At 72.0% G+C, this 15,753-nt stretch carries 11 protein-coding genes; 9 read left to right on the top strand and 2 right to left on the bottom strand.

Features of this window, described 5'->3' with window-relative positions; all coding sequences use genetic code 11:
• Window positions 1-5 precede the first annotated feature (5 nt).
• Together ACFYXK_RS31715 and ACFYXK_RS31710 are read right to left on the bottom strand one after the other, a co-directional pair.
• Window positions 6-1,385, bottom strand: coding sequence for an FAD-binding oxidoreductase (locus ACFYXK_RS31715; protein WP_389414287.1), 1,380 nt, complete (start codon window positions 1,383-1,385; stop codon window positions 6-8).
• A gap of 199 nt (window positions 1,386-1,584) precedes the next feature.
• Complete coding sequence (locus tag ACFYXK_RS31710) at window positions 1,585-3,438, bottom strand: glycoside hydrolase family 15 protein (RefSeq protein WP_389414286.1); 1,854 nt, start codon at window positions 3,436-3,438, stop codon at window positions 1,585-1,587.
• Window positions 3,439-3,928: 490 nt separating this feature from the next.
• On the opposite strand from ACFYXK_RS31710, the gene ACFYXK_RS31705 reads away from it, so the two are divergent.
• From ACFYXK_RS31705 to ACFYXK_RS31665, 9 genes are all read left to right on the top strand, one after another.
• Window positions 3,929-5,572 (top strand): CTP synthase, encoded by a 1,644-nt coding sequence (locus ACFYXK_RS31705; RefSeq protein ID WP_389414285.1) that lies wholly within the window; start codon window positions 3,929-3,931, stop codon window positions 5,570-5,572.
• Window positions 5,573-5,672: 100 nt separating this feature from the next.
• Window positions 5,673-6,302: an NUDIX domain-containing protein gene (locus ACFYXK_RS31700; protein WP_389414284.1), complete on the top strand. Its 630-nt coding sequence runs from the start codon at window positions 5,673-5,675 to the stop codon at window positions 6,300-6,302.
• 114 nt (window positions 6,303-6,416) lie between these two features.
• A complete protein-coding gene (locus ACFYXK_RS31695; RefSeq protein WP_389414283.1) occupies window positions 6,417-8,471 on the top strand; it encodes a tetratricopeptide repeat protein in 2,055 nt (684 codons plus the stop codon).
• Between the two features lie 152 nt (window positions 8,472-8,623).
• A complete protein-coding gene (gene ald / locus ACFYXK_RS31690) occupies window positions 8,624-9,739 on the top strand; it encodes an alanine dehydrogenase (RefSeq protein WP_389414282.1) in 1,116 nt (371 codons plus the stop codon).
• A gap of 492 nt (window positions 9,740-10,231) precedes the next feature.
• Complete coding sequence (locus ACFYXK_RS31685; protein WP_229340921.1) at window positions 10,232-11,269, top strand: ParA family protein; 1,038 nt, start codon at window positions 10,232-10,234, stop codon at window positions 11,267-11,269.
• Complete coding sequence (locus ACFYXK_RS31680; RefSeq protein WP_389414281.1) at window positions 11,254-11,745, top strand: hypothetical protein; 492 nt, start codon at window positions 11,254-11,256, stop codon at window positions 11,743-11,745. Before ACFYXK_RS31685 ends, ACFYXK_RS31680 begins: the two co-directional genes overlap by 16 nt.
• Window positions 11,746-12,576: 831 nt before the next feature.
• Complete coding sequence (locus ACFYXK_RS31675) at window positions 12,577-13,593, top strand: segregation and condensation protein A (RefSeq protein ID WP_389414297.1); 1,017 nt, start codon at window positions 12,577-12,579, stop codon at window positions 13,591-13,593.
• Window positions 13,590-14,243 carry an SMC-Scp complex subunit ScpB gene (gene scpB, locus ACFYXK_RS31670; RefSeq protein WP_389414280.1) on the top strand — a complete coding sequence of 218 codons (654 nt, stop codon included), beginning with the start codon at window positions 13,590-13,592 and terminating at the stop codon, window positions 14,241-14,243. Before ACFYXK_RS31675 ends, scpB begins: the two co-directional genes overlap by 4 nt.
• Complete coding sequence (locus tag ACFYXK_RS31665; protein WP_389414279.1) at window positions 14,243-15,643, top strand: pseudouridine synthase; 1,401 nt, start codon at window positions 14,243-14,245, stop codon at window positions 15,641-15,643. Before scpB ends, ACFYXK_RS31665 begins: the two co-directional genes overlap by 1 nt.
• The last annotated feature ends 110 nt before the right edge of the window (window positions 15,644-15,753 follow it).

Raw genomic sequence — 15,753 nt, 5'->3', positions numbered from 1 at the left:
GGGGGTCAGGCCGGCTTGATGTTGTGGTTGAAGCGGAACACGTTGTCCGGGTCGTACGCCCGCTTCACCGCGCCCAGCCTGGCCAGATTCTCCGCTCCGAGACCCGCCGCCACGCGCTCGGAACCCTCGTCGCCGGTGAAGTTGAGGTAGACCGCGCCGGTGCTCCACGGCTTCACGTGGCCGCGTACGTCCTGCACCCACTGCCGGCAGCGGTCGTCCTCGGCCGGGTCCTCCCAGATCCCGAACGGGTGCACGGCCCAGGGCGCGTCCCGGTACGGAACGGGGAACTCCGAGGGCCCGTCCGCGATGGCCCCGCCCAGCGGGAACAGCACGTGCTGGGTGCCGCCCGACGGCATCACGTCGCCGAGGGCGCAGAAGACGCCGACGAGCTCGTCCGGCAGACCGGTCAGGTACTCCGCGGACCAGTAGTTCCGCAGGCCCGGCGGGTCGTCCAGCATGCACTGGAAGTCCGCGTACGGGAGGGCGGTGAGCACCTCCACCTCGTGCGGCAGCGCGAGCAGCGGCCCGGCGAGCCGGCGCAGCGCCTCTTCGCCGCCCGCGTACGTGAGCAGCGCGCCCGCCATCACGGTTCCGACGAGGTGTTCGGGTACGAAGGGTTCCGGCGGGGCGGTCAGGTAGATCATGCCGCCGCCCGCCTCGTCGGGGCCGTTCTCGACGACGTCGCGGTAGGTGCGCAGCACCTCGGGCCCGGCCTCCGGCGGGTACAGCAGCATGCAGATCGCGAACTGCGGCAGCTCGTGCAGGCGCAGCGTGATCGAGGTCGCGACCCCGAAGTTCCCGCCGCCGCTGTGCAGCGCCCAGAACAGCTCGGGGTTGTCCTCGGCGGTCGCCGTCAGGGTGCTGCCGTCGGCGGTGACCAGGTCCACGCCGAGCAGGTTGTCGACGGCCAGCCCGAACTTCCGGTCCAGCCAGCCCGAGCCGCCGCCGAGGACGAAACCGGTGGCTCCGGTGGTGGAGACGCGGCCGCCGGTGGTGGCGAGCCCGTACGGCTGGCAGGCCCGGTCCAGCACGCTCATCACCGCACCGCCCCCGACGCGTGCGGCCTTCGCCGCGGGATGGACGGTGACCTCCTGCATCCGGCGCATGTCGACGACCACGCCGCCGTCGTTGAGGGACATCCCGGCGACGCTGTGGCCGCCGCCGCGCACCGCGACGGGCAGGTCCAGCTCGCGGGCGAAACGGACGGTGGTGACGACGTCCGCCTCGCTCTCGCAGCGGGCGATCACGGCCGGCCTGCGGTCGATCATCGCGTTGAAGACCGTCCGGGCCTCGTCGTACCCGGGATCGTCGGGGGCGAAGACCTCACCGGCCAGATCCTCGCGGAGTGCGACCAGGGCCTGGCCGGCCTTTGAACGGGGAGCCATGGCTGCGGCCCTCCTTCCGCAGGAGGCATAGGACCTATCCAGCGTAGGCGGGAGCCGGCAGCCGGGCGCGGCGGAGCCGGGGGCGGCCGTGCGGCGCCGTCGGCCGGGGGCACTGCCCCGGACCCTCCCCGGCTACCGCAGGAGGCGCCCCCGGCCCCCCCCGGCGCCTCGGGCGCAGGCGGGGCCGGTCGTGCCGGCGTCAGCCCCCGTACGCCCCGCTCGCCGTCAGGCGCAGGGCCGTGTCGATCAGGGGGACGTGGCTGAACGCCTGCGGGAAGTTGCCCACCTGGCGCTGGAGGCGCGGGTCCCATTCCTCCGCCAGCAGCCCCAGGTCGTTGCGGAGCGCCAGCAGCCGCTCGAAGAGGTGCCGGGCCTCGTCGACGCGGCCGATCATCGCCAGGTCGTCCGCCATCCAGAACGAGCACGCCAGGAAGGCCCCCTCGTCGCCCTCGAGTCCGTCCACACCGGCCTCCTCGCCGGTCGTCGGATAGCGCAGGATGAACCCGTCGGGCGTGGACAGTTCGCGCTGGATCGCCTCGATGGTGCCGATGACCCGCTTGTCGTCCGGCGGCAGGAAGCCCATCTGCGGGATCAGCAGCAGGGAGGCGTCCAACTCCTTCGACCCGTAGGACTGGGTGAACGTGTTGCGCTCCTTGTCGTAGCCCTTCTCGCACACGTCCTCGTGGATCTCGTCGCGCAGTTCGCGCCACCGATCCAGCGGGCCGTCCGCGTCCCCGCTCTCGATCAGCTTGATCGTGCGGTCCACGGCCACCCAGGCCATGACCTTCGAGTGCACGAAGTGGCGGCGCGGGCCGCGCACCTCCCAGATGCCCTCGTCCGGCTGGTCCCAGTGGGCCTCGAGGTAGCGGATCAGCTTCAACTGGAGGACCGAGGCGTAGTCGTTGCGCGCCAGGCCCGTCATGTGGCCCAGGTGCAGGGCCTCGGTGACCTCGCCGTACACGTCCAGCTGGAGCTGGTGCGCGGCGCCGTTGCCGACCCGGACCGGGCGGGAGTTCTCGTACCCCGGCAGCCAGTCCAGCTCGGTCTCGCCGAGTTCACGCTCGCCCGCGATCCCGTACATGATCTGCAGGTTCTCCGGGTCGCCTGCGACCGCGCGCAGCAGCCACTCGCGCCAGGCCTGGGCCTCCTCGCGGTAGCCGGTGCGCAGCAGCGAGGAGAGGGTGATGGCGGCGTCGCGCAGCCACGTGTAGCGGTAGTCCCAGTTGCGGACGCCGCCGATCTCCTCCGGCAGGGAGGTGGTGGGCGCGGCGACGATGCCGCCGGTGGGGCCGTACGTGAGCGCCTTGAGGGTGATCAGGGAGCGGATCACGGCCTCGCGGTAAGGACCGTGGTAGGTGCAGTGGTCGACCCACTCGCGCCAGAACGCGGCGGTGGTCGCCAGCGCCTCCTGCGCGTCGGGGGTCTCCGGGGCGCCCTTGTGGGAGGGCTGCCAGCTGATGCAGAAGGCCTTGCGGTCGCCGGGGCCGACGGTGAAGTCGGAGTACGTCGTCAGGTCCTTGCCGTACGTCTGCGCGTCGGTGTCCAGCCAGACCGAGTCCGGGCCGGCGACGGCGACGGTGCGCCCGTCGACCTTGTGCACCCAGGGCACGACCCGGCCGTAGCTGAACCGCATGCGCAGCGCGGAGTGCATCGGGACGCGCCCGCTGACGCCCTCCACGATGCGCACCAGCTGCGGTGCGTGGTCCTCGCGGGGCGGCATGAAGTCGATCACGCGGACCGTGCCGCGCGGCGTCTCCCACTCCGATTCCAGGATCAGCGAATCGCCCTGGTAGCGGCGGCGCGTCGCGGCAGGAGCCTCGGCGCCCCCCGGGAACGCCGGGCCGATCCGCCAGAAGCCGTGGTCCTCGGTGCCGAGAAGGCCCGCGAAAACGGCATGGGAGTCGAAACGTGGCAGACACAGCCAGTCCACCGATCCGTCCCGGCAGACCAGCGCGGCGGTCTGCATGTCCCCGATCAGTGCGTAATCCTCGATGCGCCCGGACACGTAGATCTCCAGTCGAACGGCCACGTCCGCCCCGAAGGGCGCTTGCATTGCGCGGTTGCGCGGTCCCGTGGGTGTGGATCCCCGCACTGAGCTCATGATTCCGGATGCGGCCGGGTTACGCCGTCTGCCGGACTGCTCGGCGGCGATGTGAAGCGATATCCGAGCAGGATATGACGGCACCCTAGTGATCTCCTGAAGCCGGGGGACAATGTGACTCGACCAAATGGGTGACCCGACGGGTGACCAGCGCGAACGGCGGCGTGACCGGCCGCAGGACCGGCCGGGGGCCGGGCGGTGGCGCTCGGTCGAGCACCCGTAGCGGCGCGTGGCCGGAGGCGGACGGGCCCGGGCGCTGATAGGCTGGTACCCCGTGGACCGGTGGTCTGCCTGTGCGAATCAGGAGCCCCGAAACCGCAGCTTCGGCGCCCCCTGAGAGCCTCCGGTTCGATGGTGGCCGGCGCCGGACGCACCTCAACTTCGCGACCACGGGAGCCCCCTCTTGGCGACGCCGCCCGCTGCTTTTCGAAACAGCACAGCCATGACGACCAAGCACATCTTCGTCACCGGGGGTGTCGCTTCGTCCCTCGGCAAGGGCCTGACGGCCTCCAGCCTGGGTGCGCTGCTCAAGGCGCGCGGCCTGCGGGTCACGATGCAGAAGCTCGACCCGTACCTGAACGTCGACCCGGGCACGATGAACCCGTTCCAGCACGGCGAGGTGTTCGTCACCAACGACGGTGCCGAGACGGACCTGGACATCGGCCACTACGAGCGCTTCCTCGACGTCGACCTCGACGGCTCGGCCAACGTCACCACCGGCCAGGTCTACTCGCAGGTCATCGCCAAGGAGCGGCGCGGCGAGTACCTCGGCGACACCGTGCAGGTCATCCCGCACATCACCAACGAGATCAAGCACCGCATCCGGCGCATGGCGACCGAGGACGTCGACGTCGTCATCACCGAAGTCGGCGGCACCGTCGGCGACATCGAGTCGCTGCCCTTCCTGGAGACCGTCCGCCAGGTCCGCCACGAGGTCGGCCGCGACAACGTCTTCGTCGTGCACATCTCGCTGCTGCCCTACATCGGCCCCTCCGGCGAGCTGAAGACCAAGCCGACCCAGCACTCGGTCGCGGCCCTGCGCAACATCGGCATCCAGCCCGACGCGATCGTGCTGCGCGCCGACCGCGACGTCCCCACCTCCATCAAGCGCAAGATCTCGCTGATGTGCGACGTGGACGAGGCGGCCGTCGTCGCGGCGATCGACGCCAAGTCGATCTACGACATCCCCAAGGTGCTGCACACCGAGGGCCTCGACGCGTACGTCGTGCGCAAGCTCGACCTGCCGTTCCGCGACGTCGACTGGACGGTCTGGGAGGACCTCCTCGACCGCGTCCACAACCCCGACCACGAGGTCAAGGTCGCGCTCGTCGGCAAGTACATCGACCTGCCCGACGCGTACCTGTCGGTGACCGAGGCGCTGCGCGCCGGCGGCTTCGCCAACAAGGCCCGCGTGCAGATCAAGTGGGTCACCTCGGACGACTGCAAGACCCCGGCCGGCGCGGCGGCGCAGCTCGGCGACGTGGACGCGATCTGCGTGCCCGGCGGCTTCGGCGACCGCGGTGTCAACGGCAAGGTCGGCGCCATCACCTACGCCCGCGAGAACAAGATCCCGCTGCTCGGCCTGTGCCTGGGCCTGCAGTGCGTGGTCATCGAGGCCGCGCGCAACCTGGCGGGCATCGAGGACGCGAACTCCACCGAGTTCGACGCCTCCACCCCGCACCCGGTGATCTCCACGATGGAGGAGCAGCTGGCCTTCGTCGAGGGCGCGGGCGACCTGGGCGGAACGATGCGCCTGGGCATGTACCCGGCGAAGCTCGCCGAGGGTTCGATCGTGCGCGAGGTCTACGGCGACCAGGCGTACGTGGACGAGCGCCACCGCCACCGCTACGAGGTCAACAACGCGTACCGCGGCGAGCTGGAGAAGAAGGCGGGCATCGTCTTCTCCGGCACCTCCCCGGACAACAAGCTCGTCGAGTACGTCGAGTACCCGCGCGAGGTGCACCCCTACCTGGTGGCCACCCAGGCCCACCCGGAGCTGCGCTCGCGCCCGACGCGGCCGCACCCGCTGTTCGCGGGCCTGGTCAAGGCGGCGGTGGAGCGCCAGCAGGCCGCCGGGGCCAAGTGACGGCCCTGAGCAGCCCGACCGCATAACGTAGACAGCCGGGGCACGGAACGTGCCCCGGCTGTCGCGTTTTCCGGAAGGGTACGGGGTACGGATCATGGCCATGGGCATCGCAGACGCGGGGGAGTCGTGGGAGGTCATCGCCTCGCGGACCCCGTTCGAAGGCGCGAAGACGGCGGTCCGCTCGGAGCAGGTGAGCATGCCGGACGGTTCGGTGGTGCGCCGGGACTACCAGGTGCATCCGGGATCGGTGTGCGTCCTGGCACTGGACGAGGAGGGCGGCGTACTGGTCCTGCGCCAGTACCGGCACCCCGTACGGCACAAGCTGTGGGAGCTCCCGGCCGGGCTGCTCGACGTACCCGGTGAGAACCCGCTGCACGCGGCGCAGCGGGAGCTGTACGAGGAGGCCCACGTCAAGGCCGAGGACTGGCGGGTGCTCGCGGACTTCTTCGCGTCCCCCGGCGGGTCGGACGAGGCGATCCGGATCTTCCTGGCCCGCGGGCTCTCGGAGGCGGAGGGAGAGCGGTACGAGGTCTCGGAGGAGGAAGCGGACATGGAGATCGCCCGCGTTCCGCTCGCCGACCTGGTCCGCGGGGTCCTGGAGGGCCGGCTGGGGAACCCGGGGCTGGTGACGGGGGCGCTGGCGCTGTCCGCCGCGCTGGCCGCCCCGGGCGGCCTCGACGCCCTCCGCCCGCCCCAGACCCCCTGGCCGGCCCGCCCGTACGAGGCCTAGCCCTCCCGGCCCGCCGCCCCGTGGCCCCGCCCCGGACCCCGCCTCTGCGCGGCCCCGGAGCCGGGGCCGCGGCTCCGGCGGCGTGGTGTGACCATCTGTTGATCCGATCGGGCGATGTGTCCGCCGCGCTCCACACGGGTCGTCGCTCTGCGTGAACTACGCTCGCAACCCGAAGGCAGGGAGAGGAGCGGATCCGTGACGGATTTCGTCGGGCGGCGGCGTGAGCTCAAGGAGCTGCGCGAGGACATCGCACGGACCGGGCTCGACACCCTCTCGGGCCGCAAGGCCAAGTCGCCCAGGGCGCGCGTGCTGCTCATCGCCGGCCGTCCGGGATCGGGCCGCACCGCCCTCGCCGAGGCGTTCGTCCGCGAGGTCGCCGAGGACTACCCCGACGGGGTCATCAAGGTACGCCTCACCGCCCCCGGCGGGGAGACCGTCGCCACCGAGCGGGCGATCCGGACCCTGCTGGAGGCGCTGGGGGAGGCCACACCCCCCGGCGCCGCCGAGGACGAGCTCAGCTCCGCCCTGCGCACCGCCCTCGCAGGGCGGCGGACGATCCTGCTCGTCGACGACGCCGCCGACCCGTACCAGGTCGATGCCCTGCTGCCGGACACCCCCGAGTGCCTCGTCGTCATCACCGCCGAAGGGCCCCTCACCGGCATTCCGGATGTCCGCCCCTGCACCCTCGGCGGGCTGGACACCCCCTCCGGGGTCCAGATGCTCGCCCAGCGCATCGGGGACACCCGGATCACCGTCGACCCCCGCGCCGCCGAGGCCCTCGCCGAGGAGTGCGGGGGCCAGCCCGCCGCGCTGGCCCTGGTCGGCGGCTGGCTCGCCGCGCACCCCAAGGCCTCCGTCTCCGACGTGGCCAAGCAGCTCCACGACATGCCCCCCGGCACCAGCGGCCCGCTCGGGCGCGGCTTCCGGCTCGTCTACGAGTCCCTGCCGCAGCCCGCCCAGCGCACCCTCCGGTTGCTGCCGCTCGCCCCCGCCGGCATCCTCGACTCGCACACCGCCTCCGCCCTCGCCGGCTGCTCCGTGGCCGCAGCGCAGTCCACCCTGGAGGACTTCGCCGGGCTGGGCCTCGTCCGCCATGCCGCGGGCGGGCTCTTCCTGCTGCCCGGCTGCCTCGCGCCGCTGCTCCGGGCCCTGCTGGAGACGAAGGAGCGCGCCGCCGAGGTCCAGCTGGCCCGGGCCCGGATGCTGGAGCGCACCGTACGCCTGCTGCACTCGTGCCGGGTCATGGCCGAGCCCGACGACGACACCGCGGGTGACGTACGGGAGAAGCTGGACGGGCTGCCGCGCGCCCTGCGGTTCCCCGACCGGCGGGCCGCCGCCACCTGGCTCGACACCCGGCTGCCCGCACTGTCCGCGGCCGCCGCCCTGGCCGTGGCCGACGGCGGGCTGGACACCCTGGCCCGCCGCCTGGTCGCAGCCCTCGTACGGGCCCTCGCCGAGCACCGCGGCACCGCCGCGGCCGCCCCCGAGCTGTACGGGCTGCACCGTCTGGTCCTGGACGTGGCCGAGCGCCGCAACCTGCACCGGGAACAGGCCGCGGCCCTGCTGAACCTGGCCGACCTGGACGCCGAGACGGGCCGCACCCACGAGGCGCTGGAGCGCTACCGGGCCGCGCTGGACGCGGGACGGGCGGCGAACGACCCGTACGCGACCGGCCGCGCGATGGAATCCGTAGGCGGCGCCTACCAGGAACTCACGGACTGGCACCGGGCCGCCGACTGGTTCGGCCGGGCCCTGTCCCAGGCCCTCGCGCGCGGGGAGCGGGCGGACGAGGCCCGGCTGTACGGACGGCTCGGCAACGTGCACACGTACGCGGGCCGCTACGGGGACGCGCTGCGCAGCTGGCGGACCGCCGCCGCGGGGTACCGAAAACTGGCCGATGTGCCGGGCCAGGCAAAGGCGTTGAGCGAGATGGCGCGAATCCAGGAGTACGCCGGACGGCCCGAGGAATCGCTGCACACCTGCCGCGAGGCGGTGGAGCTCGCGCGCCGGGCCGGAGACCTGCGGCTTCAGGCCGCGCTCCAGGTGCGCCTCGCCGACACCCTCGACCGGCTGGGCGACCCGGCCGCCGCAAGGCTGCACCGCTCGGCGGCCGACAGATTGCTGGGAGACGACCCCGCAGCCTGCGAAATCCGTAGTGGTTCCGACTGAGATTATTGGTTTGCAAGGCTAGACAGCGCGTCGTCCTTCATTAGACTGGCTTCACCACGACATCCCGTGGTGCATCCCGTTGCGCGTTCTTGTGGGCGGGTATGTATGGAAGTGCCCCGAAAAATCCCCTGAGCCAAGGACCGTGATCGACGATGAAGGTCGGCATCCCCCGCGAGGTCAAGAACAACGAGTTCCGGGTCGCCATCACGCCCGCCGGCGTGCATGAGCTGGTCCGCAACGGCCACCAGGTCTTCATCGAGCAGAACGCCGGTGTCGGCTCCTCGATCACGGACGCGGAGTACGTCGCCGCCGGCGCAGAGATCCTCGGCACCGCCGACGAGGTCTGGGCCACCGCCGACCTGCTGCTGAAGGTCAAGGAGCCCATTGCCGAGGAGTACCACCGCCTCCGCAAGGACCAGACCCTCTTCACCTACCTGCACCTGGCGGCCTCCCGCGAGTGCACGGACGCCCTCCTGGAGTCCGGCACCACCGCCATCGCGTACGAGACGGTCGAGCTCGCCAACCGCGCGCTCCCGCTGCTCGCCCCGATGTCCGAGGTCGCGGGCCGCCTGGCCCCGCAGGTCGGCGCCTACCACCTGATGCGCTCGGCCGGCGGCCGTGGCGTGCTCCCCGGCGGTGTCCCCGGCACCCACGCCGGCGAGTGCGTGGTCATCGGCGGCGGCGTCTCCGGCTGGAACGCCGCGCAGATCGCCATCGGCATGGGCTTCCACGTGACCCTGCTCGACAGGGACATCAACAAGCTCCGCGAGGCCGACAAGATCTTCGGTACGAAGATCAAGACGATCGTCTCCAACGCCTACGAGCTGGAGAAGGCCGTCATCGAGGCCGACCTGGTCATCGGCGCGGTGCTGATCCCGGGTGCGAAGGCCCCGAAGCTGGTCACCAACGAGCTCGTCGCCAAGATGAAGCCCGGAAGTGTCCTTGTCGACATTGCGATCGACCAGGGCGGCTGCTTCGAGGACTCCCGTCCGACCACCCACGCCGAGCCGACCTTCCAGGTCCACAACTCGGTCTTCTACTGCGTCGCCAACATGCCGGGCGCGGTGCCGAACACCTCCACCTACGCGCTGACCAACGCCACGCTGCCCTACATCGTGCAGCTCGCGAACCTCGGCTGGGTCGAGGCGCTGCGTCGTGACCCCGCGCTCGCGCTGGGCCTCAACACCCATGACGGCCAGGTCGTTTACGGCCCGGTCGCCGAGGCCCACGGCCTCGAGACCCTCGAGCTGAGCACGCTGCTCGGCTGATCGGTCAGACCCCGTCAACGACTGACGTCAATCTCACGTATCCGGCCGGACCTTGCCCGCAAGGTCCGGCCGGACGCGTTTGCGAGGGGCGAACGGGCGCGGTTCAACTCGCCTCGAACGTAACCCTTTAACCCTTTCGCACACCCGCGAAACTTCGCAGCGACAGCCCGGACGCCCTTGACAGAGTGGTGTTCGGTTGCCGACACATCGTTGCCGGTCCGACGGATTGTGTTGCCGCTGAGCGGTGACACGCCATAGAGTCGCCAACCGTCGGCATGGTGCCACGCTGACCTATCGATAAGTGTCCTGGTCACGTCCGAGGAGGTAAGACGACTTGTGAATGAGTCGACATTTGCTCCCGGAGGTGGTCGGGCAGGGACGCGCCCCCAGCGCCCTGCAGGCGCGGAGGAACCCCCGGACCGGGGCCAAGGATCCGCCGGACTCGAAGCGGTCGGCTCCGTCGCGGTCCGCACCTTCGCAAACCACCAGCACATGACGACGCCCCAAAAGAGCATGGACGGCCTAGACGTGAACTCCAGGGCCGGCGACCTGAGCGGCGAAAAGCCCGTGGGTTTCGCCGACTACGAAAACGTGCCCGAGGGGCACTTCTACGACCCGGACGCGGAGTACGAGCCCGACCCCGAGTACGCGGCCACCCTCGCCCCCGACGCTGCCCGCCAGCGCCGGGAGCGGATCGGCCCGACCGGACGGCCGCTGCCGTACTTCCCGATCCCGGGTCCGCTGACCGACCACGGTCCGGCGAAGATCATCGCGATGTGCAACCAGAAGGGCGGCGTGGGCAAGACCACGTCGACCATCAACCTGGGCGCCGCACTCGCCGAGTACGGGCGCCGCGTGCTGCTCGTCGACTTCGACCCGCAGGGCGCGCTGTCCGTGGGCCTCGGCGTGAACCCGATGGAACTCGACCTGACGGTCTACAACCTGCTCATGGAGCGGGGCATGTCGGCCGACGAGGTGCTGCTCAAGACGGCGGTCCCCAACATGGACCTGCTGCCGAGCAACATCGACCTGTCCGCTGCAGAGGTGCAGTTGGTCAGCGAGGTCGCGAGAGAGTCGACGCTGCAGCGGGCGCTGAAGCCCCTGATGGCCGACTACGACTACATCGTGATCGACTGTCAGCCCTCGCTCGGCCTGCTGACCGTGAACGCCCTGACGGCGGCTCACAAGGTCATCGTGCCGCTGGAGTGCGAGTTCTTCGCGCTGCGCGGGGTGGCGCTGCTGACCGAGACCATCGAGAAGGTGCAGGAGCGGCTCAACCCCGAGCTGGAGCTCGACGGCATCCTCGCCACGATGTACGACTCCCGTACGGTGCACAGCCGCGAGGTGCTGGCGCGCGTCGTCGAGGCCTTCGACGACCACGTCTACCACACGGTCATCGGCCGGACGGTGCGCTTCCCGGAGACCACGGTCGCCGGCGAGCCGATCACCACGTACGCCTCCAACTCCGTCGGGGCCGCCGCCTATCGCCAGCTGGCCAGGGAGGTGCTCGCCCGGTGTCACGCCGAGTGAGTCTGCCCGGAGCCGACGAACTGTTCCGTACGACCGGGGGGATGGCGCTGCAGTCGTCCTCGCCGAGACGGGGCCCGGAGGAGACACCCGCCGGGGAGCACACGGCGGCTTCGGCGGAGGGCACGGCGGGGGAGGGTCGCAGCCGGGAGGCGGCGGCCGGTACGGAGCCGGTGGTGGCTGCACCCCGGCGCCCGCAGGAAGGTTCTGTCAGTCCGGAACCCCGGCGGGGCAAGGGCCAGGGCCGCGGGGCGAACCGCCGGCCCAGCGGGCGTGAACGGCACGACGAGAAGATCACGGTCTACGTCTCCGCCGAGGAGCTCATGGACCTGGAGCACGCGCGGCTGGTGCTGCGCGGGGAGCACGGCCTGGCCGTGGACCGCGGCCGCATCGTCCGCGAGGCGGTGGCGGTGGTCCTGGCGGACCTGGAGTCCCGCGGCGACGCGAGCATCCTGGTCCGCAGACTCCGCGGCCGCTGACCGTCCGGCCGACTCCGGCGGGGCCTGCATGCGGAGCGCGGGCCGGCTGGGCGGTGTTGTGGCCCGGTGGCGAGTGGCGGCGGCGTGTGGCGGTGGTTTCGGCGGGGCGGTGTCGGTGGAGTACGGGGCGCGGCCCCGCAAGCAGGCCCGCAGCCGCCCCTGCCCGCCGGGCCTGCGGCCGTCTGCGGCCTGCGGCCCGTCCTCCCCGCACCTCAAGACGCCCCACCGTCGTCCCGCCCCAGGTACCCGCACCATCCCCACCCCTGGCTGCCGTCTGTCGGTCGTGACCGTGGCTGACGTCGGCCCGGCGGTCTTCTTCCCTCCTCCCACCCGCGGTGACCACCGGCCCCGTCGGCATGCGGCTCCGGTGCGGGCCGGCCGCTCCTCCGGCCCGTCGTGACCGTGGTTGATGTCGACGCAACGGCGCTCCGGCGGCCGCACTGCCCACTCACCCGTGGTGACCGGTGCCCCAGCCGGCCGGAGGGCCCGTGACGAGGGGTCGGAAGGCGAGGAGGGCGGGCCGCCGGGCCTGCTTCGACTGCATCCCGGTGGGGATTTCGCGCTCCCGCCCCGGTGGCTTCCGCCCGTGCTCGCGCCCGATTCTGTGCCCCGGCCGCGCAGCTGCCGCCCCTTCCGCCCAGCTGCCTCCCGATCCGATCTCGCGCTCCCGGCCGCCCGGCTGCCGCCCCGTCCCCGTCCCCGTCCCCGGATGCGGTGCGCGTCCCGCACCCGCGGCTTCCGGTCCCCGGGCGGGTCCGGGGGAGCGGGGTGGAGGGAGCGTGGCAGCCTTGGGGGTGGCCGCCGCCCCCCTCCGTACCGCCTTGGACCGTGATGCCCCTTCCCGCCGATCCCGGCCGACCCGCCCGCCGCAGTCTGGGGCGCGGGCCGGGCGCCCAGACCGCGTCCGAGCCGCGAGACGCTCACGTGCCCCCTGCCGGGCCCGTGACCCCCGGGCCGGTCGAGGACCCCGTCCGGCCCCCTGCGGCCGCTGACGCGCCCGCAGGGGCCCCGCAGGAGCCCGTGGAGGGCGGAGCGGGAGCGTCCGGCGGGACCGACGGGCGGTTCACGCTGCGGCTCGCCAACTTCGAGGGGCCCTTCGACCTGCTGCTCCAGCTGATCTCCCGGCACAAGCTCGACGTCACCGAGGTCGCCCTCTCGAAGGTCACCGACGAGTTCATGGCACACATCCGCGCCATGGGCCCCGACTGGGACCTCGACCAGACCACCGAGTTCCTCGTGGTCGCCGCCACCCTGCTCGACCTGAAGGCCGCCCGCCTGCTGCCCGCCGCCGAGGTCGAGGACGAGGCCGACCTCGCCCTGCTCGAGGCCCGCGACCTGCTCTTCGCCCGCCTGCTCCAGTACCGCGCGTACAAGCAGATCGCCGAGATCTTCGAGCAGCGGGCCGAGGCCGAGGGCCGCCGCTACCCCCGTACGGTCGGCCTCGAGGACCACCACGCGGAGCTGCTCCCCGAGGTCGTCATCAGCATCGGCGCCGAGGGGTTCGCCCGGCTCGCGGTCAAGGCCATGCAGCCCAGGGCCAAGCCCCAGGTGTACGTCGACCACATCCACGCACCGCTCGTCAGCGTGCGCGAGCAGGCCGCCGTGGTGGTCGCACTGCTCAAGGCGCGCGGCGAGGCCACCTTCCAGGAGCTCACCGAGGACGCCGACGACACCCTCACCGTCGTCGCGCGCTTCCTGGCCCTCCTGGAGCTCTACCGCGAGAAGGCGGTGGTCCTCGACCAGGAAGAGGCCCTGCGGACGCTCACCGTCCGATGGAGCGGCGGGGACGGCGACGGCATGCCGACCGTCACCGACGAGTTCGACCAGGTCGTGGAGGCCAAGGAATGACCGGAACCACTCCGCCGCAGACGGCGCCGCAGACGCCGCTGCAGGCTCTCGCGCTGAAGCCGGCCCTGGAGGCCGTCCTCATGGTCGTGGACGAGCCCGCGACCGAGGCGCACCTCGCCAAGGTGCTGGACCGCACCCCGCGCGAGGTCGCGGACGCCCTGCGCGAGCTGGCCGACGAGTACACCGTGCAGGGGCGGGGCTTCGAGCTGCGGCTCGTCGCCGGCGGCTGGCGCTTCTACACCCGGGCGGAGTACGCCGCCGCCGTCGAGCGCTTCGTACTGGACGGCCAGCAGGCCCGGCTGACCCAGGCCGCACTGGAGACCCTGGCGGTCGTCGCGTACCGCCAGCCGGTGAGCCGCTCGCGGGTCTCGGCGGTCCGCGGAGTGAACTGCGACGGGGTCATGCGGACCCTGCTCCAGCGCGGTCTGGTGGCCGAGGCGGGCACGGAACCCGAAACAGGTGCGATCCTGTACAGGACGACGAACTACTTTCTGGAGCGGATGGGCCTGCGAGGCCTGGACGAGCTCCCGGAGCTCGCGCCCTTCCTCCCCGAGGCGGACGCGATCGAAGCCGAGACGCAAGAGGGTGTTCCGTCGTTCGATCCGGATGCACCGGATACCGATGAAGACGACAAGACGACGGAACTTTGATGCGAAGCAGCGGCAACGGCAACGGTGGCAACAGGAACAGCGGCGGCGGTGGCGGCGGCGGGCGTGGTAACGCCCGCGGCGGCAGCTCCAGCGGCGGCGGTGGCGGCTACCGCGGTGGCGGCTCCGGCGGCAGCGGCTCGGGAGGCGGCTCCCGTGGCGGCAGCTCCGGTGGCGGCTACCAGGGCGGCTCGCGCGGCGGCAGCTCCGGCGGTGGCTACCAGGGCGGCTCCCGTGGCGGCAGCTCCGGCGGTGGCTACCAGGGCGGCTCCCGTGGCGGCAGCTCCGGCGGTGGCTACCAGGGCGGCGGCTCCGACCGTGACCGCGAGCCCGCGCCCCGCATCCGCAACCCCCGCCCCGAGGAGCGCCGCTACGACGTCGGCCCCGAGGGCGAGCGCAGCCGCGGCGGTGCCAAGGCCGGCGGCGGCGGCGCCCGCGGCGCGGCCGACGGCAACCGCGGCGGCGGTGCCCGCGGCGACGCGGCGCGCGGCGGAGCCAAGGGCGGACCCCGCACCTCCAAGACCCCCGGCATCGGCGGGGCCGGCGGCCCGCGCCGCGGCCCCGGCAGCCGCAGCGGCCAGTCCCGGCCGCGCGAGCTGGACGCGCGGATCGAGGAGCGCGTGCGCGACCGGTACGCCGACAAGCCCGTGATCAAGACCCCGAAGACCTTCCCGGGCGCCGAGCAGGAAGGCGAGCGCCTGCAGAAGGTGCTCGCCCGCGCCGGCATGGGCTCGCGCCGCGCGTGCGAGGAGCTCATCGAGCAGGCCCGCGTCGAGGTCAACGGCGAGATCGTGCTGGAGCAGGGCAAGCGCGTCCAGCCGAAGGACGAGATCAAGGTGGACGGCCTGACCGTCGCCACCCAGTCGTACCTGTTCTTCGCGCTGAACAAGCCCGCCGGCGTCGTCTCCACCATGGAGGACCCGGACGGCCGCCAGTGCCTCGGCGACTACGTCACCAACCGCGAGACCCGGCTCTTCCACGTCGGCCGGCTCGACACCGAGACCGAGGGCATCATCCTCCTCACCAATCACGGTGAGCTGGCCCACCGCCTCACGCACCCGAAGTACGGCGTGAAGAAGACGTACGTCGCCGCCATCACCGGCCCGCTGCCGCGTGAGATCGGCAAGCGGCTCAAGGACGGCATCGAGCTGGAGGACGGGTACGCCCGCGCCGACCACTTCCGCGTCGTCGACCAGGTCGGCAAGAACTACCTGGTCGAGGTGACCCTCCACGAGGGCCGCAAGCACATCGTCCGCCGCATGATGGCCGAGGCCGGCTTCCCGGTCGAGAAGCTCGTCCGGACCTCCTTCGGCCCGATCGAGCTGGGCGACCAGAAGTCCGGCTGGCTGCGCCGCCTGACGAACACCGAGGTCGGCATGCTCATGCGCGAGGTCGGTCTGTAACCCCTGCGCGTCCGAGACCCGAAAGCCCGCAGTGCCCCCGTGGCACTGCGGGCTTTTCGCTTGTCAGGGACCCGCCCTCGTGTTTATAGTCAACATGACTATTAAAGAAC

Origin of the sequence: Streptomyces sp. NPDC002209 (assembly GCF_042890265.1) — a bacterium.
Classification (GTDB): domain Bacteria; phylum Actinomycetota; class Actinomycetes; order Streptomycetales; family Streptomycetaceae; genus Streptomyces.
The sequence above is the reverse complement of the archived record's forward strand: the minus strand, read 5'-3'. Positions and strand labels throughout refer to the sequence as shown.